Source organism: Spirillospora sp. NPDC048911 (assembly GCF_043198015.1).
GTDB lineage: Bacteria > Actinomycetota > Actinomycetes > Streptosporangiales > Streptosporangiaceae > Spirillospora.
Map to the genome: position 1 here is coordinate 459,960 of NZ_JBICUD010000001.1, position 17,643 is coordinate 477,602.

13 protein-coding genes are annotated in these 17,643 nt (G+C 71.4%); 6 read left to right on the top strand and 7 right to left on the bottom strand.

The genetic code is table 11. From position 1 onward, the window contains the following. Position 1: 1 nt before the first annotated feature. Together ACGFNU_RS02170 and ACGFNU_RS02175 are read right to left on the bottom strand one after the other, a co-directional pair. Entirely contained in the window at positions 2-646 is a 645-nt protein-coding gene (locus ACGFNU_RS02170) for an RNA polymerase sigma factor (RefSeq protein WP_392589394.1), read from the bottom strand. Between the two features lie 37 nt (positions 647-683). Next, positions 684-2,207 carry an MFS transporter gene (locus ACGFNU_RS02175; protein ID WP_392589395.1) on the bottom strand — a complete coding sequence of 508 codons (1,524 nt, stop codon included), beginning with the start codon at positions 2,205-2,207 and terminating at the stop codon, positions 684-686. A 110-nt stretch (positions 2,208-2,317) separates the two neighbouring features. On the opposite strand from ACGFNU_RS02175, the gene ACGFNU_RS02180 reads away from it, so the two are divergent. After that, positions 2,318-3,091 carry a TetR/AcrR family transcriptional regulator gene (locus ACGFNU_RS02180; RefSeq protein WP_392589396.1) on the top strand — a complete coding sequence of 258 codons (774 nt, stop codon included), beginning with the start codon at positions 2,318-2,320 and terminating at the stop codon, positions 3,089-3,091. 52 nt (positions 3,092-3,143) lie between these two features. Here the strand turns inward: ACGFNU_RS02180 and ACGFNU_RS02185 are convergent, their stop codons facing one another. The 5 genes from ACGFNU_RS02185 to ACGFNU_RS02205 all read right to left on the bottom strand — a co-directional run bounded on the left by ACGFNU_RS02185 (position 3,144) and on the right by ACGFNU_RS02205 (position 10,252). Beyond that, complete coding sequence (locus ACGFNU_RS02185; RefSeq protein ID WP_392589397.1) at positions 3,144-4,448, bottom strand: CU044_5270 family protein; 1,305 nt, start codon at positions 4,446-4,448, stop codon at positions 3,144-3,146. Continuing rightward, positions 4,441-5,034, bottom strand: coding sequence for an RNA polymerase sigma factor (locus ACGFNU_RS02190; protein ID WP_392589398.1), 594 nt, complete (start codon positions 5,032-5,034; stop codon positions 4,441-4,443). Before ACGFNU_RS02190 ends, ACGFNU_RS02185 begins: the two co-directional genes overlap by 8 nt. Before the next feature lie 69 nt (positions 5,035-5,103). Continuing rightward, positions 5,104-6,204 (bottom strand): hypothetical protein, encoded by a 1,101-nt coding sequence (locus ACGFNU_RS02195; RefSeq protein WP_392589399.1) that lies wholly within the window; start codon positions 6,202-6,204, stop codon positions 5,104-5,106. Next, positions 6,201-6,812 (bottom strand): RNA polymerase sigma factor, encoded by a 612-nt coding sequence (locus tag ACGFNU_RS02200; RefSeq protein WP_392589400.1) that lies wholly within the window; start codon positions 6,810-6,812, stop codon positions 6,201-6,203. The genes ACGFNU_RS02195 and ACGFNU_RS02200 overlap by 4 nt, the downstream gene beginning before the upstream one ends. Before the next feature lie 107 nt (positions 6,813-6,919). Further along, on the bottom strand, positions 6,920-10,252 hold the full coding sequence (locus tag ACGFNU_RS02205) for a S8 family peptidase (protein WP_392589401.1): 3,333 nt from the start codon (positions 10,250-10,252) through the stop codon (positions 6,920-6,922). 456 nt (positions 10,253-10,708) lie between these two features. Here ACGFNU_RS02205 and dnaK point away from each other — a divergent pair, with 456 nt between their 5' ends. The 5 genes from dnaK (at position 10,709) to clpB (ending at position 17,643) form a co-directional block, all read left to right on the top strand. Then, positions 10,709-12,574, top strand: coding sequence for a molecular chaperone DnaK (dnaK, locus tag ACGFNU_RS02210; RefSeq protein WP_392589402.1), 1,866 nt, complete (start codon positions 10,709-10,711; stop codon positions 12,572-12,574). After that, entirely contained in the window at positions 12,571-13,221 is a 651-nt protein-coding gene (gene grpE / locus ACGFNU_RS02215; RefSeq protein ID WP_392589403.1) for a nucleotide exchange factor GrpE, read from the top strand. The genes dnaK and grpE overlap by 4 nt, the downstream gene beginning before the upstream one ends. Before the next feature lie 102 nt (positions 13,222-13,323). Further along, complete coding sequence (dnaJ, locus tag ACGFNU_RS02220) at positions 13,324-14,496, top strand: molecular chaperone DnaJ (protein WP_392589404.1); 1,173 nt, start codon at positions 13,324-13,326, stop codon at positions 14,494-14,496. A 2-nt stretch (positions 14,497-14,498) separates the two neighbouring features. Continuing rightward, the gene (locus tag ACGFNU_RS02225; protein WP_392589405.1) at positions 14,499-14,945 is read left to right on the top strand and encodes a heat shock protein transcriptional repressor HspR; all 447 of its coding nucleotides are present in this window, start codon (positions 14,499-14,501) and stop codon (positions 14,943-14,945) included. A 94-nt stretch (positions 14,946-15,039) separates the two neighbouring features. Continuing rightward, positions 15,040-17,643: an ATP-dependent chaperone ClpB gene (gene clpB / locus ACGFNU_RS02230; RefSeq protein ID WP_392589406.1), complete on the top strand. Its 2,604-nt coding sequence runs from the start codon at positions 15,040-15,042 to the stop codon at positions 17,641-17,643.

Here is a 17,643-nt window from a genome sequence, read left to right on the forward strand (position 1 = left end):
GCTACAGACCTTCCAGATCGAGGGCGGCGCGCAGCTTGCGGCGCGCTCGGTTGAGACGGGAGCCGACCGTGCCGTACGGGATGCCGAGCGCGGCCGCGACCTCGTCGTGGCCGAGCCCGCTCAGCGCCACGAGGAGCACGACGTCGCGCTCCTTCGCCGACAGCGCGGCGAGCGCGCGGGCGAGCTGCGGCTGGAGGCCCTCGGCGGTCACCCACGTGACGACCCGGTCCTCATGGCTGCCGGCCGCGCGATCGGTGCCGACCTTGGCGAGGGCCTGGTAGCGGCGGGTCTCGGCGCGGCGGTGCTGGGACACCAGCCTCGTCGCGATGCCGAAGATCCAGGACCGCAACGTGCCCTTGCTCGCGTCGAAGGTCTTCCGCCGCCGGAACGCGACCAGGAAGGTCTCGGCGGCGATGTCGTCGGCGGGCTGCGGGCCGAGGCGGCCCGCGACATAGCGATAGATGACCGTGTAGTGACGGTCGTAGACGGCGGTGAAACGTTCGGGGTCGCGCAACGACTCGCTGATGAGCCGCGCGTCGTCCGCGTCGTCCGCGTTCCGCGCGTGCGGTGCTCGACGCGCGTGATGCGCCGCTCCGGAATCCGACGTTCGATCGTCGTCGGGCGGCGCATCCACGGGATAGGTCATGGGGAACCCTCCGGGATCATTTGTCCGGCTGTCCCCCTTACTCCGTCGCGGCCACCGGTCCCTTTCGCTCCTTGAGCCCCTCAATTTTCGCCGGATCTCCAGAGCGGGGACGGAAGACGACGAGGGAGAAGATCGCGGCGGCGAACGTGACGCCGGCGGCCGACAGGGTACCGACCGACAGCCCGTGCACGAACGCGTCGCGCGCCGCGTCCGCGAGCCCGGCGTCGCCGATGCTCAGGGCCTCGCCCAGCGAGTGGCGTGCGGCGGCGGGAGCGTCGCCGGGGAGTTCGCGGGCGTACGCGGCGGAGATGACGCTGCCGAGCACCGCGACGCCGAGCGCGTTGCCGAGCTCCTGGCCCGCGTCGTTCACGGCTGACCCGATCCCGGCCTCTTCGCGCGGAAGGGCGGCCATGAGCGTGCCGTAGGCAGGCGGCGAGCCCATGCCCGCGCCGAAGCCGAGCACGACGAGCCCGCCGACGATCGTGAGGTAGCCGTCACCCGGCCCGACCAGCCCGACGAGCCCGAAGCCGGCCGCCAGCGCGAAGAAGCCGAGGCTGAGGGCGCCGCGGCTGCCGATCCGGGCGTCCAGCGCGGCGCCCAGGCCGTTGCCCGTCCCGGCTGCCAGGGCGACCGGCAGCAGTGCGAGACCTGCCTTGAGCGGCCCGTATCCGAGGACGAGTTGCAAGAACTGTGTCAGCGCGAAGAGCGTCCCGGCGATCGAGAACGAGAACAGCGCGATCATCGTCGCGGCGCCGCTGAACTCGCGCTGCCGCAGCAGCCGCAGGTCGAGCATGGGCTCGGGGTTGCGCGCCTGCCAGGCCACGAAACCAGCGAGCGCGACGGCGGCGACGATCAGGCCGCCCGCCGTCCGGGCGCCGGTCCAGCCGTGCTCGGGGCCGGAGATGATCGCCCACACGAGGGCGGACATGCCGAGCGTCGACAGCAGGGCGCCCGGCACGTCGGGGCGGCGGCGCGGCCCGCGCGACTCCGGCACGAGGACGAGGAGCCCGATCACGGCCGCCACGGCGACGGGCACGTTGACCAGGAAGACCGAGCCCCACCAGAAGTGTTCGAGGAGCAGGCCGCCCAGCGCCGGACCCGCCGCGACGCCGACCATCGAGGTGGCACCCCAGATCGCGAACGCCTTGGCGCGCTCGTCCGGCCCGAAGACCTGGGCCATGATCGACAGCGTTCCGGGCATGAGGAACGCGCTGCCCACGCCCATCAGCGCGCGCATGGCGACGAGCGTCCCGGGCCCCTCGGCGAACGCCGCCAGGAGCGAGCCCGTGCCGAACAGGGCGAAACCGGCGAGCATCGCCCGCCGCCGGCCGTACCGGTCGCCGAGGCTTCCGGCGGTGAGCAGCAGGCCCGCGAAGACGAGCGAGTAGGCGTCGATCACCCACTGCACGTCGGCGGTGGTCGCGTCCAGGTCGGCGAGCAGCGACGGGATCGCGACGTTCAGGATCGTGTTGTCCACCACGACCACGAAGAGGCTGAGGCACAGCACGCCGAGGATCTGCCAGCGGCGCGGATGCGGGACGAAGGTTTCCGGGGAGGTCATCCGATTTCCGTTCTCGTACAACGTTCGAGTTGGCTCGCACACTGTACGACTCGAATCGCACGACGTTCAAGTCCCGGTACCCTGTACGAGATCGCGAGAGAGGACGACGCATGGCGGAGCGACCGACGTCGGTCTGGACACGGCCACAGAAGGCGCGGCGCGAGCAGCCCACCCTCACCCGCGACCAGATCGTGGCGGCGGCACTCGAACTGCTCGACGCCGAAGGGCTCGACCGGCTGAGCATGCGCCGCCTCGGCACCAAGCTGAACGCGGGAGCCACGACCGTCTACTGGCACGTGACGAACAAGGACGAGCTGCTCGAACTGGCCCTCGACCACGTCATGGCCGAGGTCCGCACCCCGGACGCCGCCGAGCACGGCTGGCGGATGGCCGTCACCGGGTACGCGGCCAGCCTGCGCACGATGATCCACCGGCACCCGTGGACGGTGCCGCTGTTCGGCAGCCGCCCCATGCTGGGCCCGAACGCCGCGCGCGCGATGGACGAGCTCCTCGGCGCCTGCGGCCAGGCCGGGTTCACCGCCTACGACCTGGAGTACGCGCAGTCGGTCGTCAACGACTACGTCATCGGCGCCGCGGGCAGCGAGGCGAGCTGGCGAGCCGCGCAGCCGGAGTTCAGCACCGGCGACTGGATGGCCGCCATGGGGCCCTACCTGGAGACGACCGCCGAGCGGCATCCGCGCCTGGCCACCCACCTGCGGGAGGTGTGGGCGAAGGAGAGCCGCGACGTCATGGAGGGCCGGTTCACCTTCGGGCTCGGCTGCCTCCTCGACGGCCTCGAAGCCCGCTCGAAGGGCCTGGCGGGAGACCGCGCGGAGGGCCTGGCGGGCGACGGGGCGAAAGACCGCGCCCCCGGAGCCGGCTGACTCCGGGGGCGCGGCCTGAGCGCGCCATCTGAAGGCACGCCGCCGACCGCGATCAGAAGGGCAGCTTCGCCGGAGGCTCGGGACGGCTGTCGGCCCACCCGGACTCCCGGGTGACCCAGTAGTTGATCACGAACCCGGGCCGCTGCGCGCGGTACGGACCGCCCGGCTCCGTCAGCACGGTCTGGTCCGCGAGCAGCGCACCCGTCCGGGGATCGATGATGATCTCGCGCCGGGAGCCGAAGGTCCCCTTCTCCTCCTCAGGCTCGCCCGGGTAGACCGAGTCCGCGTCATCGGTGGACGGCCGCGGTTCGTCCGCGGTCACCGCGACGCCCCGCCGCCCGAGCGGATCGGTCACCTCGCCGACGACCCGCATATCCGGCTGCTGGATCAGCGCCCGGATCAGCCCCGCCCGCACCTTGGGCGGAACCGGCACGTTCTTCAGCATGCCGCCCATGCTGCCGAGCTTCCCGGCGGTGGTCAGCGACCCGAAGCCCCCCTTCAACCTCCGGGCCAGCTCCGCTTTTTCCTCCCGCTCCGCACTTTTCGGAGGACGCAGTGTCTCGGTTCGGAGGAACATGTGGGTCAGCTTGGCCGGATCCGTGGGAAGTTCGCGCAATTGCTCGGTGGTGACCTTCTTGCCGAAGCCCCGCACGAAGAACGATCCGCCGGCGCGCGGGTCCACGTCATCGGCCTTCCATGGCGTGGACCGCCGGACGTAGGTCCAGAAATGGTCATTGGACCAGACCCGGAACTTCTCCGGCGCGCCCGCGCGCCGCCAGGCCATCTCGTCCGCCGGGGTCAGCGGCCTGGCCGGGAGATCGCGGCCGTGGAACGCCGTACCGTCACCGGCCCTGGCACCCGACCATGTGAAGGTCTCGATGTGCGCGCCGACGATCGCGTAGGCGCCGGTCTTCGGGCGCATGATGTACGACTGCCCGGAGATCTGGTCGGTGTACCAGTACCGGCCCTCGGTCGCGGGCAGCCGTTCCACCCGTTCGGCCACCGCGAGCAGCAGATCGCGCGCCGCCTTCGGGCTCGGCCCCGCCGCCGGGCGGCGCTCCGTCTCGGCGGGCGCGCCGCTCAGGAGCGTGATGCCGGTGACCACCGCCGCTGCCGCCGCGACCGCGCCCAGCCCGATCTGCGGCCACCATCCGAACCGGCGGCGGGTGGCTGCCGGCACCGGTGCCGCCGGGCCCACGGTGATCAGCGGTACGTCGTCGCCGGCATCGCCTGAGGGTCCCGCGAAGTCGAGGCGGTCCGGTCCGTCGAGCAGCAGGGCGCGGGCCCGGGCGATCTCGTCCGGTGTGGGCGGCGCGGGCTTCCCGTACGCCTCGCGGACGATCCGCGTCTCATCCATGGTCGTCCTCCAGATCGAGCATCGGGTTGGTCCCGCCCAGCGCCGCCCGCACCTTCTTCCTGGCCCTGCTCAGCCGCGACCCGACCGTCCCGTACGGGATGCCCAGCGCCGCCGCGACCTCCTCGTGGCTGAGCTCGGCGAGCGCGACGAGCAGCAGCACGTCCCGGTCGCCCGGCGACAGCCTCGCGATGGCGGCGGCCAGCGCGCCGCGCAGGCCCTCGGCGCTCACCTGGTCGTCGACGCGGTCGGCATGCCCTTCGGCGCGGTCGGCCGCCGAGCCGAGCCGCGCCCGCGCGCGGAGGCCGCGTACCTCGCTGCGCTGGTGCTTGCCGATGAGGTTGGTCGCGATGCCGTACAGCCAGGTGCGGACGCCCGCCCGCGCGCTGTCGTAGCGGTGGCGCTTCTTGAACGCCTCCAGGAACGTCTGGGAGGCCACGTCGTACGCCGCGTCCCGGCCGAGGCGCTTCGCCGCGTACCCGTGGATCTCCTCGAAGTACGCGTCGAAGACCTCGCCGAACCGGGCGGGGTCGCGCAGGGACGCCGCCGCGCGTGGCGGCGCGGCGGCGAGGGGTTTCCCTGTCGTCATCTGATGCCTTTCCGTGGCACGGGTGGCGGTCACAGGACGTATCACCCGATGCCCGGAATCACTTTCACCTCAGCGGTGCGGGCTCTCGTTCGTCCAGCCCGCGGACAGCACCGCCCGGCGCTCGACGACCGCGCCCGGGCGCACGCCCGGGAAGCGGCCACCCTTGGTGACGACGACATACTGCCTGCCCAGGACCTGGTGCGTCCCCGGATCGAGGATCACCTGGACGTCGAAGACGCCGCTCGCCCCGCCGATCGTCGTCCCGCGCCCCACCAGGGCGATCCCGGCGCGGCCGCGCATGTCGCGCACGCCCTCGACCAGCCGGATCCCCGGCTGCCCGGCCAACAGCCGGAACACCGCCGCCCGCACCTTGGGCGAGGCCGCCTGCGTCAGCAGGTCATAGCTGGCGAGCAACCGGTTGGCCGGGTCGATCCGCACCGTGCGGCCGCCGACCTTCGCCCGCTGCTCCCGTTCCGGGAAGAGCAGCCGCTCCAGCCCGCCGGGCCGGGACGCGAGCTTCTCGCGCTCCAGCCACGGCTCGACCTCGCACTTGCACATCCGCTTCCGTTCGGCGCCGGACGTCCGGTAGGTGTCCCATCGGCCCGGCCCGGACGCCGTCAGCGTGATCGTGCGCGGGTCGTCGGCCGTCCGCACCCGCCACGTCCGCGGTGACCCCGCCTCGCGCCAGGCCGCCTGGTCGGCGTCGGTCGCCGGGCCGATGCCCAGCGGGCGGTTGTACGAGACCAGCGGGTCGGCGAGGGAACGCGGAACCCACTCGTCGCCCTCCGATTTGCGGGCGACGACATAGCCGCCGGATGCCGCGTACACGACCGGCTCTGCGACCGTCCGCGTCCGCCAGTAGCGGCCCACCTTCTCGCGTTCCGCCTGGGCCGCGGCGGCGAGCAGAATGTTGTTGCCGCCCACCTTGTTGCCCGTGGTCGGGGCCGTTTCAGGCGTTTTCGACCCGCCTCCGCTCATCGTCGCGACGGCCACCGTGACCGCCGCGCCGGCGGCCACGAGCCCGGCGAGCCCGGCCTGCGACCGCCAGGGCCGCCGCGGCCGGTCGTCCTCGGTCATGCGCCGCCGAGCGGTCGCCACGGTGTGCGCGCTCGGCTCGGGCGGGTCGTCGAACAGCGCCCGCACGTGGGTGAGCTCGTTCAGGTCGGTCATCGGGTCCTCTCCTCGTCGCGCAGTGGATTGGTCCCGCCAAGTGCCTCGCGCATCTTCTTCCGAGCCCTGTTGAACCGTGAGCAGACCGTGCCGAGCGGAACGCCCAGCGCCTGGGCGACCTCCTCGTACGACAGCTCGGCCAGTACCACCAGCAGCAGCACGTCCCGCTGCTTGGCGGGCAGGCCCGCGACCGCGTCGGCCAGCGGGCCCCTGACCTGCTGTTCCGCGCTCACCCGGGCCGCGATCCGATCCTCGTGCGCGGTCGCGCCACCGTCGATCGGCAACCGCGCGAGAGCGCGGAACTTGCGCCGCTCGTCGCGCCGGTGCCGGCCGATCAGGTTGGTGGCGATGCCGTACAGCCAGGGCCGGGCGTCACCGCGGGTCAGGTCGTATCTCCGGCGTTTGCGGAACGCGGCGTGGAACGTCTCGGCGGCGATGTCGTCGGCGACATGCGCGTCGAGACGGCGCGCCACATACCGGTGGATCTCCGTGAAGTACGCGTCGAAGATCGCGCCGAACCGCTCGGGCTCATGCCAGGACCGTTCGATGACCGACGCGTCGTCCACCCCCTCGGGTGAGGGGGTGGCGACATCGGGGGGAGCGGTCATGCGTGGCTCCTTCAAGATGAGGCCTCGTCCATCGGCGTGGACAGATTTCACCCCTTCTCATCCGAAGCCCGCCCGTCCCTTCCATTTTTCCGGATGTTTTCTGGGGGTCAGCGAACGTTGTAGGTCTTGATGATCCGCTGGTCGATGGCGCTGCCTCCCGCGTCACGGGCGGCGACGCGCAGCGAGACCGACCGGCCCTTGACCGCCGCCGGAAGCGGAGCCGAGAAACGACCGCCGCCGAGCGCCTTGACGCTCACCGGCGTCCAGGTCGTGCCGTCGTCGATCGACGTCCAGAACTTCAAGCCGGTCACCTTGGCGGTGCCGCTGCCCTTGACCCGCGCCACCGTGAAGACGGCGGGCTTGCCCACCGGCTGGTTGCGCAGATCGAGGCCGAGGTCGTAGTCCACGGTCAACAGCGGCAGCCGCTCGGTGCCGGTCCCTGCCGGGGCCTTCGACTTGAACGTCCATGTCGTGGACGTCCGGGTGGAGACGGGCAGGACGGCCGAGCTGTCGTTCTCGTATTCGAGGCGGTAGGTCGCGGCCTCCTTCGGCACCGTGAAGCGGGCGCCCCGGGCGGCCACCTCGCGGATCTTGGTGTCACCCGCGTACAGGGTCATCTTCCGCTTGGTGGGGTCCGGCTCCTGCGGGAGGTCGCAGTCGAAGCCGTCCGGCCGGGTCTGCAGGTCGACCAGGACGACGGTCATGACGCCGCGCGACCGGGCCGACGGGGGCGGCGCGCAGAAGCTCCCTCCCACAGTGGTCGCCGAGTAGGGGCCCGGACGCATCGGCTGACGGCCCCAGGTCTTGGTGACCCGGCTGCCGGGCTCCAGCGTGGAGAACGGTTCCTGGTCCACCCAGCCGTCCATGCTCCCGGGGAACGCCTCGTCGTTCCACAGGACCCCGCCTTCGGTGGAGAGGTAGTCCGTGCGGGTGCTGCCCGCGGGGGCGTCGCCGCCGGCCTCCAGAAGCAGGACGCCCTCGGAAATCATGCCGTAGCGCTTCTGCCCGACCGGCTTGGTCGTGTCTCCGTCGAGGGCGGCGAAACGCTGGTCGATCCGGGCGAGCCGCGCCTGGACGGCGGGGGTGACGACGAACGTGGGGTCGGCGGGGATCCGGCCCTCCATGGGCTCGACCAGGTCCCACACGTTGCCCGGCGCCGTGAGCCGGAACGCGCCGTAGGCCTTGAACGTGCCCGTGGTGACCGGCTCGGTCGGCTGCGCGTACACCTTGTCCGTGGAGCTGAACGAGTAGACGGCATCGCCCCACAGGCCCTGCCCGGTGCCACGGATGTACTGAACGGCGGACACGGGCATGTCGGTCTCCCGGCCCTGGACGCTCGCCTTGACCTCCTTGGCCCCGGCGCCGTCGAGGGTGACGGTGACGTCGCGGTCCACCACGACCTCGGGGTCGCCGACGAGCGCGGCGCGCTGCTTGCCCTCGGTGCCGTCGGTCACCGTGCCCATGACGCTGTACCGGCCGGCCGGGACGCGCACTTTCGCGTTCCCGTCCGCGTCGGTCTCGGTGACACCGGTGTACTGCACGGCGTCGTCCAGGTTGATGACGCCGGTGTACGAGGAGAACGCGCCCTCCGGGGTGCCCGGCAACGCGGTCGCCTTGACCGTCAGCGTGTGCGTGGGCGGCTCGACGAAGAACGTGACGAGCGTGCGAGGCCCGCCCTTGGCGTCTACCTCCGCCGCGTACAGTCCCGGCTTGCTCTTGAGCTTGGCGACGTCGATGTCCAGGGTCGCCGTGGCGGTGCCGTTGCCGGGGACGTCGACCTTGGTGGCCGACAGCTTCGCGGCGCCGTCGACGACGCCCGCGCCGTTGCGGCGGACGAGCCGCACCGACAGGGGCAAGGCCGCGGCCTCGCGGCCCGTCCAGCTCAGCTCGGCGGTCAGCGTCCCGGTCTGCGGGTACGCGGCGGTGCCCAGGTGGATCACGCCCGTCGATGACACCACGGGCGCGGTGACGGCGGTCGCGGCGTTGAGGCGGCCGGTGCCGCGTTCGAACGCGTCGCCGCCCTTGGCGGGGTCGGCGGAGCCGGTCAGCGCGGCCTTGATCTGCGCGGGCTTCCAGTCCGGATGCCGCTGGGCGATGAGGGCCGCGGCTCCCGCGACGTGCGGTGTCGCCATGGACGTGCCGGAGGACGCGGTGTAGCGGGCGTCCACAGGCTCGCCCATCGTGGTGCCCGCCGCGCGGGCGGCGACGATGTCCACGCCGGGTGCGACGATCTCGGGCTTGGCCGCGTACCGGCCGGGACGCGGTCCCCGCGAGGAGAAGTCCGCCAGCGTGTCGCCGCCGTCGACGGCGCCCACGGTCAGCGCCGAGTCGGCTGCCGCCGGAGTCGAGATGTCGGCCAGGCCCCCGGTGTTGCCGGCCGCGACCACGAAGAGCGAGCCGTGCGCGGCGGTCAGCTTGTCCAGGGCCTGCGACACCGGGTCGGTGCCGTCGGAGGGCTCGGAGGCGCCCAGGCTCATGTTGACGACCTTGGCGCGCGGAGCGGCCCACTCCGCCCCGGCGATGAGGTCGGACAGCTCTCCCTCGCCCTCGTCGTTCAGGACCTTGCCGATCAGCAGCGACGCGTCCGGCGCGACGCCCTTGCGCTCGCCCTCCGCCGCCTCGCCGGTGCCCGCCACCGTGGCGGCGACGTGCGTGCCGTGACCGACACGGTCGACGACGTCCGCCGACTGGCTGAAGTTCTGGGTCTCGGCGATGCGCCCGGCGAGGTCCGGGTGCGTGGCGTCCACTCCGGTGTCGAGCACGGCGACCTTGACTCCGCGCCCGGTGAACCCGGCCTTCCAGGCCGCCGGGGCCCCGACCTGGGTGAGGTTCCGGTCCTGCTTGGGCGCCCGGACGGCGGACGAAGGCGAGGACGAGGTCTTGATCTTCTGGTCCAGCCAGATGTGGCGGATGCCGCTCGACCGGGCGGCCTTGAGCGCCGTGCCGAGCTTCACCGCCTGTCCCTTGGGCTGGCGTACCGCGACCGCTCCGATGCTGGACAGCTCGCGATCCTGCCGGGCACCGAGCGTCCGTACGCCCCCGTTCCCGGCCACGATCAGCGGCAGCTCCTTGCTCCGCGCGTCGTCGTATCCCTGCCGGATCAGCGTCGTCACGTCGAACAGCTTCGGATCAAGGACCCGTCCGACCCGCGACGCGACATCGACCGGCGTCACGACCACATGCCCGTCCGGCCGGATCGAGGTGTGGAACAGCTTGCCGGCCCGGTCCTTGCCTGGCTTCACCGACACCAAGGGCAGTCGTCCCTTGACGGTGCTGACCTTCACCACGTCACCCGTCACCAGCGTGACCGTCCACGACTTGCCGGCCGGCAGCACGCTCGGTGGCGTGCCGGGGCCGGCGTGCGCGGTCATCGCGGGCAGCACCGCCATGCCGCCGCCCGCCAGCGCCGCGCAGAGCAGCACCCTGTGCGTTCGTCTCACCCGAACCTCCTCTTGATCATTCGCATCTCTCTTGATCACCCGAAGCCCCGTCTCGCTTTCGCGGGCATTGATCAAGAAGAAGTCCCGCCCCGGGCGGACTTCTTACGGGCGGGCTTCTGCGGCGGGCCTCTCGCAGGAGGCGGGAGCGACTCCTGCTTGAGGCGGAGCCGGCGGGGGCGGAGGTCGTCCTGCGTGAGGAAAACGGCCCTGGGAAGGGCTCAGGAGGGAACGGGAATACCCCGCTCATTCGTCCTGTTGGAGAGGACAGCAGCAAAGTTGAGTCTGGTCGACTCAAGTCATTTGACAACTTGATCCGTACCAGGCAACCTTGCGAACCAGAGACTCAGCCGGCCGCCCTCCGGGGGCGACGGCGGCCGGGTCACATACCGAGCGGCACACGAACACCAACGGCACACGAACACCGACGCAGCAGCATCACGACGGAGGACGAGAGACATGGCACGTGCGGTCGGCATCGACCTCGGGACGACCAACTCGGTCGTCGCGATCCTTGAGGGTGGCGAGCCCACCGTCATCGCCAACGCGGAGGGGTCGCGGACCACGCCGTCCGTCGTCGCCTTCGCCAAGAACGGCGAGGTCCTGGTAGGCGAGGTGGCCAAGCGCCAGGCCGTGACCAACGTTGACCGCACCATCCGGTCGGTCAAGCGCGAGATGGGCACGGACTGGAAGACCACCCTCGACGGCAAGGACTTCACCCCGCAGCAGATCAGCGCGTTCGTGCTGCAGAAGCTGAAGCGGGACGCCGAGGCCTACCTCGGTGAGACCGTCACCGACGCGGTCATCACCGTCCCGGCGTACTTCTCCGACCACCAGCGCCAGGCCACCAAGGAGGCCGGCCAGATCGCGGGCCTCAACGTCCTGCGCATCATCAACGAGCCGACGTCCGCGGCGCTGGCCTACCACCTGGAGAAGGAGAACGAGGCCACGATCCTCGTCTTCGACCTCGGTGGCGGCACCTTCGACGTCTCCCTGCTCGAGGTGGGCGACGGCGTGGTCGAGGTCAAGGCGACCTCCGGCGACAACCACCTGGGCGGCGACGACTGGGACCAGAAGGTCGTCGACTGGCTGGTCGAGAAGTTCAAGAACGCCAACGGCGTCGACCTGTCCAAGGACAAGATGGCCCTCCAGCGCCTCCGCGAGGCCGGCGAGAAGGCCAAGATCGAGCTGTCCAGCTCGACCGAGACGCAGATCAACCTGCCCTACATCACGGCGTCGTCCGAGGGTCCGCTGCACCTGGACGAGAAGCTCAGCCGCGCCGAGTTCCAGCGGCTCACCGCCGACCTGCTCGAGCGCACCAAGGCGCCGTTCAAGAACGTGCTCAAGGACGCCGGCATCACCGTCGAGGGCATCGACCAGGTCGTCCTGGTCGGCGGCTCGACCCGCATGCCCGCCGTCTCCGAGCTGGTCAAGGAGCTGACCGGCGGCAAGGAGCCCAACAAGGGCGTCAACCCCGACGAGGTCGTCGCCATCGGCGCCAGCCTCCAGGCGGGCGTGCTCAAGGGCGAGGTCAAGGACGTCCTCCTGCTGGACGTGACCCCGCTGTCGCTGGGCATCGAGACCAAGGGCGGCATCTTCACCAAGATCATCGAGCGGAACACCACGATCCCGACCAAGCGCTCGGAGACGTTCACCACCGCCGACGACAACCAGCCGTCCGTGGAGATCCAGGTCTTCCAGGGCGAGCGCGAGATCGCCGCGTACAACAAGAAGCTCGGCACCTTCCAGCTGACCGGCCTGCCGCCGGCGCCGCGCGGCGTCCCGCAGATCGAGGTCACCTTCGACATCGACGCCAACGGCATCGTCAACGTCTCCGCCAAGGACCAGGGCACCGGCCGCGAGCAGTCGATGGTCATCACGGGCGGCTCGGCGCTGCCCAAGGACGACATCGAGAAGATGATGCGCGAGGCCGAGGAGTACGCCGAGGAGGACCGCAAGCGCAAGGAGGAGGCCGAGGTCCGCAACCAGGCCGACACCCTCGCCTACTCGACCGAGAAGTTCATCCGGGAGAACGACGAGAAGGTCCCGGACGAGCTCAAGAAGGAGGTCGGGGACGCGGTCGCCGAGGTCAAGAAGAACCTCGAGGGCACCGACGTCGACGCGATCCGCACCAGCGCCGAGAAGCTGGCCCAGGTCAGCCAGAAGATGGGCGCCGCGATGTACGCGCAGAACCCCGAGGGCGCCGCGGCCGCCGATGACGCCGGGCCGACCGCCGACGCCCAGGGGGGCGAGCAGCCGCAGGACGACGAGGTCGTCGACGCCGAGATCGTGGACGACGACAAGCCGAAGGGCGGTGCCGCGTGACCAAGCCTCCTGCCGAGGGCGAGGAGCGCGAAGGTCCGGTGATCCGCGACAAGCGGCGCATCGATCCCAAGACCGGCCAGGTCCGGGAGCCGGCGGAGCAGCCGGCCCCCGGATCGCCGGGGGGCGAGGCCGCCGCGGCCGCCGCGGGCACCACGACCAGCGACGAGTCTCAGGCCCCTCAGACACAGGCCCTCAAGACGCAGCTCGACGAGCGCACCGCGGACCTCAAGCGGCTCAAGGCGGAGTACGACAACTACCGCAAGCGGGTCGAGCGCGACCGGGTGGCGGTTCGCGAGCAGGCCCTGGCCAACGTGCTCAGCGAGCTCCTTCCGGTGCTCGACGACATCGGCCGGGCCCGTGACCACGACGAGCTCACCGGCGGCTTCAAGTCGGTGGGCGAGGCGCTGGAGGCGGTCACCGGCAAGCTCGGGCTGGAACGTTTCGGCGAGAAGGGCGAGCCCTTCGACCCGGTGGTGCACGAGGCGCTCATGCACGCGTACTCGGCCGACGTGACCGAGACGAGCGTGGCGGACGTGCTCCAGCCCGGTTACCGCATCGGCGAGCGGGTCCTGCGGGCCGCGCGCGTCGCGGTGGCCGAGCCCGACCCGGGCGGCGGCGACGCCGAGACCGGCGGCGAAGGCGAGTGACCCGCGTCCGGGTGGTCCCTTTCCCTCCTGCGGGGAAGGGGACCACCCGGGCCGGGACGCAGTAGACGAAGACGTAGTGGCACTAGCAGAAAGCGGGGCGCCGTGAGCACCAAGGACTACCTGGAGAAGGACTACTACAAGGTCCTGGGTGTCTCGAAGTCCGCCTCGCAGGACGAGATCAAGAAGTCCTACCGCAAGCTGGCGCGCAAGTACCACCCGGACGCCAACAAGGGCGACACCGACTCCGAGGAGAAGTTCAAGGAGGTCTCCGAGGCCTACGACGTCCTCTCCGACGAGAAGCGCCGCAAGGAGTACGACTCCATGCGGGCCATGCCCGGCGGCTTCCGCGGCCAGCAGGGCGGCGGCTTCGGGTTCGACCTGGGCGACCTCTTCGGCCAGCCGGGCGCCGGGGGCGCCGCGGGCGGGGCGGGCGAGCGTATAGGAGACATCTTCGGCGGCCTGTTCAACCGCGGCGGCGGGGCCGGCGGCCGGACGACCGGCACGCGGCGCGCACGGCGCGGCTCGGACGTCGAGACCGAGGTGACGCTGTCGTTCGGCCGCTCGATGAACGGCGTGACCGTCCCCATCAAGCTGACCAGCGAGGCCGCCTGCCCGACCTGCCGCGGCACCGGCGCCAAGGCCGGCACCGTGCCGCGGGTCTGCCCGTCCTGCGAGGGCACCGGCCACGAGACGCGCAACCTGGGCAACTTCGGCTTCCAGGAGCCGTGCAAGGAGTGCCGCGGCCGCGGGCTCGTCGTCGACGACCCGTGCACCACCTGCCACGGCAGCGGCCGCGCGACCGGCACCCGCACGATCCAGGCCCGCATCCCGGCGGGCGTCGCCGACGGGCAGAAGATCCGGCTGAAGGGCAAGGGCGCGCCCGGCGAGAACGGCGGCCCGGCCGGCGACCTCTACGTCAACATCAAGGTGCTGCCGCACAAGGCGTTCGGCCGCAGCGGCGACAACCTGACCCTGACGGTCCCGGTGACGTTCCCCGAGGCCGCGCTGGGCGCCGAGATCAAGGTGCCCACGTTCCAGGGCCAGCCGGTGACGCTGCGCCTGCCGGAGGGCACGCCCAACGGCCGCACCCTGCGCGTGAAGGGCCGCGGCGCCCCCCGCCGCGACGGCAGCAAGGGCGATCTGCTCGTCACGATCGACGTGCAGGTGCCGCAGAAGATCGACGACACGACCCGCGAGGCGCTGGAGCGCCTGCGCGCCGCCGGCGACGGCGACGACCTGCGCAGCGAGCTGCTCCAGCAGGCCCGAGAGGAGTGATCATGGACCCGTTCGGCGACGACACCCCGGTCTATGTGATCTCGGTGGCGGCGCAACTGTCCGGCCTCCATCCGCAGACGCTGCGGACCTACGACCGGATGGGACTGGTCTCACCCGGCCGCACCGCGGGCCGCGGCCGCCGCTACTCCATGCGCGACATCGTGCTGTTGCGCGAGATCCAGCGGCTCTCCCAGGAAGAGGGCATCAACCTCTCCGGCATCAAGCACATCCTCGAACTGCAGCGCGACAACATCCACCTCCGCGAAGAGCTGGCCAAGGCGCACGCGGCCATCGAGGACCTCGCCAACGAACTCGAGTCGACCCGGGCCGTGGCGGCGCGGCTGGCGCAGCAGCGCCGGCGCGGCGACGTCCCGGACTCGCCGGGCACCGATCTCGTGCCGATCCGCCACACCGGCGTCGTGATCTGGCACGAACGCCGTTCCGACTGACCGGGTCACCACCACCGACCTCGTCACCACCACCGACTGGACTGACACCACAGATCTGACTGACCACCACAGATCACGGGGCGAACGAAGACCTATGGAAAACAAGCTGACACTGAAGAGCCGCGAAGCGCTGACGGTGGCGCTCCGCCAGGCCGCGGGCGAGGGCAACCCGCAGGTCGAGCCCCTGCATCTGCTCGCGGCGCTGCTGACCGTCCCGGAGGGCACCACGGTGCCGCTGCTGAAGACGGTCGGCGCCGACCCGCAGGCGGTGCGCCGCCGGGTGGACGAGCAGATCGCCCAGCTGCCCAAGGCCTCCGGTTCCACCGTTCCCGAGCCGCGCCTCTCCGGCCAGCTCCAGCGCGTCATCAACACCGCGCAGCACCGCGCCGAGGAGCTTGAGGACGAGTACGTCTCGACCGAGCACCTGCTGGTCGGCCTGGCCGCCGACGGGGGCCCGACGGCCGCGCTGCTGAAGGAGTTCGGCGCGACCCCGCAGGCGCTGCTCGACGCGTTCAAGGACGTGCGCGGCAGCGCCAAAGTGACGAGTGAGAGCCCTGAAGACACCTACAAGGCGCTGGAGAAGTACGGCGTCGACCTGACGGCGGCGGCCCGCGAGGGCAAGCTCGACCCGGTCATCGGCCGCGACACCGAGATCCGCCGCGTCGTGCAGGTGCTCTCCCGCCGCACGAAGAACAACCCCGTCCTCATCGGCGAGCCCGGCGTCGGCAAGACCGCCGTCGTCGAGGGACTCGCCCAGCGCATCATCGCCGGGGACGTGCCCGAGTCGCTGCGCAACAAGCGGCTGATCTCGCTCGACCTGGGCTCGATGGTCGCGGGCGCCAAGTACCGCGGCGAGTTCGAGGAACGCCTCAAGGCGGTGCTCACCGAGATCAAGGAGAGCGACGGCCAGGTCGTCACGTTCATCGACGAGCTGCACACGGTCGTCGGCGCGGGCGCGGCCGAGGGCGCGATGGACGCGGGCAACATGCTCAAGCCGATGCTGGCGCGCGGCGAGCTGCGCATGATCGGCGCGACCACGCTCGACGAGTACCGCGAGCGCATCGAGAAGGACCCGGCGCTGGAGCGCCGCTTCCAGCAGGTCTTCGTCGGCGAGCCGTCCGTCGAGGACACCATCGCGATCCTGCGCGGGCTGAAGGGCCGGTACGAGGCGCACCACAAGGTGGTGATCTCCGACGCCGCGCTCGTCGCCGCCGCGACCCTCTCCGACCGCTACATCACCGCGCGGTTCCTGCCGGACAAGGCGATCGACCTCGTGGACGAGTCGGCGTCCCGGCTCCGCATGGAGATCGACTCGCGGCCGGTGGAGATCGACGAGCTGCAGCGCGCCGTCGACCGGCTCAAGATGGAGGAGCTGACGCTCGCCAAGGAGACCGACGAGGCGTCCAAGCAGCGCCTCGTCCGGCTCCGCAAGGACCTCGCCGACCGCCAGGAGCACCTCGACTCGCTCAACGCCCGGTGGGAGCACGAGAAGGCCGGGCTCAACCGGGTCGGCGAGATCAAGGAGCGCATCGACCAGCTGCGCGGCGAGGCCGAGCGCGCCCAGCGCGACGGCGACCTGGAGACCTCCGCGCGCCTGTCGTACGGGGAGATCCCGGCGCTGGAGAAGCAGCTCGCCGAGGCGTCCGAGCAGGCCGAGACCGAGAACGCCGACGCGATGGTCAAGGAGGAGGTCGGCCCCGACGACATCGCCGACGTGGTCGCCTCCTGGACCGGCATCCCGGCGGGACGCCTGATGGAGGGCGAGACCGCCAAGCTGCTCCGCATGGAGGACGAGCTCGGCAAGCGGCTCATCGGGCAGCGCGCCGCCGTGAAGACGGTCTCGGACGCGGTGCGCCGCGCCCGCGCGGGCATCTCCGACCCCGACCGCCCCACCGGCTCGTTCCTCTTCCTGGGGCCGACCGGCGTCGGCAAGACCGAGCTGGCCAAGGCGCTCGCGGAGTTCCTCTTCGACGACGAACGGGCCATCACGCGCATCGACATGAGCGAGTACTCCGAGAAGCACTCGGTGGCCCGCCTCGTCGGCGCCCCTCCCGGCTATGTCGGCTACGAGGAGGGCGGCCAGCTCACCGAGGCCGTCCGGCGCCGTCCCTACTCGGTGGTGCTGCTGGACGAGGTGGAGAAGGCGCACCCCGAGGTCTTCGACATCCTGCTCCAGGTGCTGGACGACGGGCGGCTCACCGACGGGCAGGGCCGCACGGTCGACTTCCGCAACACGATCCTGATCCTGACGTCCAACATCGGGTCGCAGTTCCTGGTCGACCCGACGCTGGAGAACGGGGCCAAGCGCGACGCGGTCATGAACGCCGTCCGGAGCTCCTTCAAGCCGGAGTTCCTCAACCGGCTCGACGACGTGATCCTGTTCGACGCGCTGACCACCGACGAGCTGACCCGGATCGTCGACCTGCAGGTCGACAACCTGGCCGCGCGCCTGGCCGACCGGCAGCTCGGGCTGGAGGTCACCGACGCGGCCCGCGAGTGGCTGGCGCTGACCGGCTACGACCCGCTGTACGGGGCGCGGCCGCTGCGCCGGCTCGTCCAGACCGCGATCGGCGACCAGCTCGCCCGCGAGCTGCTGGCGGGCGAGGTCCGCGACGGCGACCGGGTGGTCGTGGATCTCGACGAGGCCGCCGACGCCCTCACCGTCACCCCGGCCAAGGGCCTGTCCCTGGCCAAGTGA

Bases quoted from the DNA above. Each gene is read 5' to 3' on its own strand.
- clpB (WP_392589406.1), top strand. From the start codon at position 15,040: ATGGAAAACAAGCTGACACTGAAGAGCCGCGAAGCGCTGACGGTGGCG.
- ACGFNU_RS02200 (WP_392589400.1), bottom strand. From the start codon at position 6,812: ATGACCGCTCCCCCCGATGTCGCCACCCCCTCACCCGAGGGGGTGGAC.
- ACGFNU_RS02225 (WP_392589405.1), top strand. From the start codon at position 14,499: ATGGACCCGTTCGGCGACGACACCCCGGTCTATGTGATCTCGGTGGCG.
- ACGFNU_RS02190 (WP_392589398.1), bottom strand. From the start codon at position 5,034: ATGACGACAGGGAAACCCCTCGCCGCCGCGCCGCCACGCGCGGCGGCG.
- ACGFNU_RS02170 (WP_392589394.1), bottom strand. From the start codon at position 646: ATGACCTATCCCGTGGATGCGCCGCCCGACGACGATCGAACGTCGGAT.
- dnaK (WP_392589402.1), top strand. From the start codon at position 10,709: ATGGCACGTGCGGTCGGCATCGACCTCGGGACGACCAACTCGGTCGTC.
- ACGFNU_RS02180 (WP_392589396.1), top strand. From the start codon at position 2,318: ATGGCGGAGCGACCGACGTCGGTCTGGACACGGCCACAGAAGGCGCGG.
- ACGFNU_RS02175 (WP_392589395.1), bottom strand. From the start codon at position 2,207: ATGACCTCCCCGGAAACCTTCGTCCCGCATCCGCGCCGCTGGCAGATC.
- ACGFNU_RS02195 (WP_392589399.1), bottom strand. From the start codon at position 6,204: ATGACCGACCTGAACGAGCTCACCCACGTGCGGGCGCTGTTCGACGAC.
- ACGFNU_RS02185 (WP_392589397.1), bottom strand. From the start codon at position 4,448: ATGGATGAGACGCGGATCGTCCGCGAGGCGTACGGGAAGCCCGCGCCG.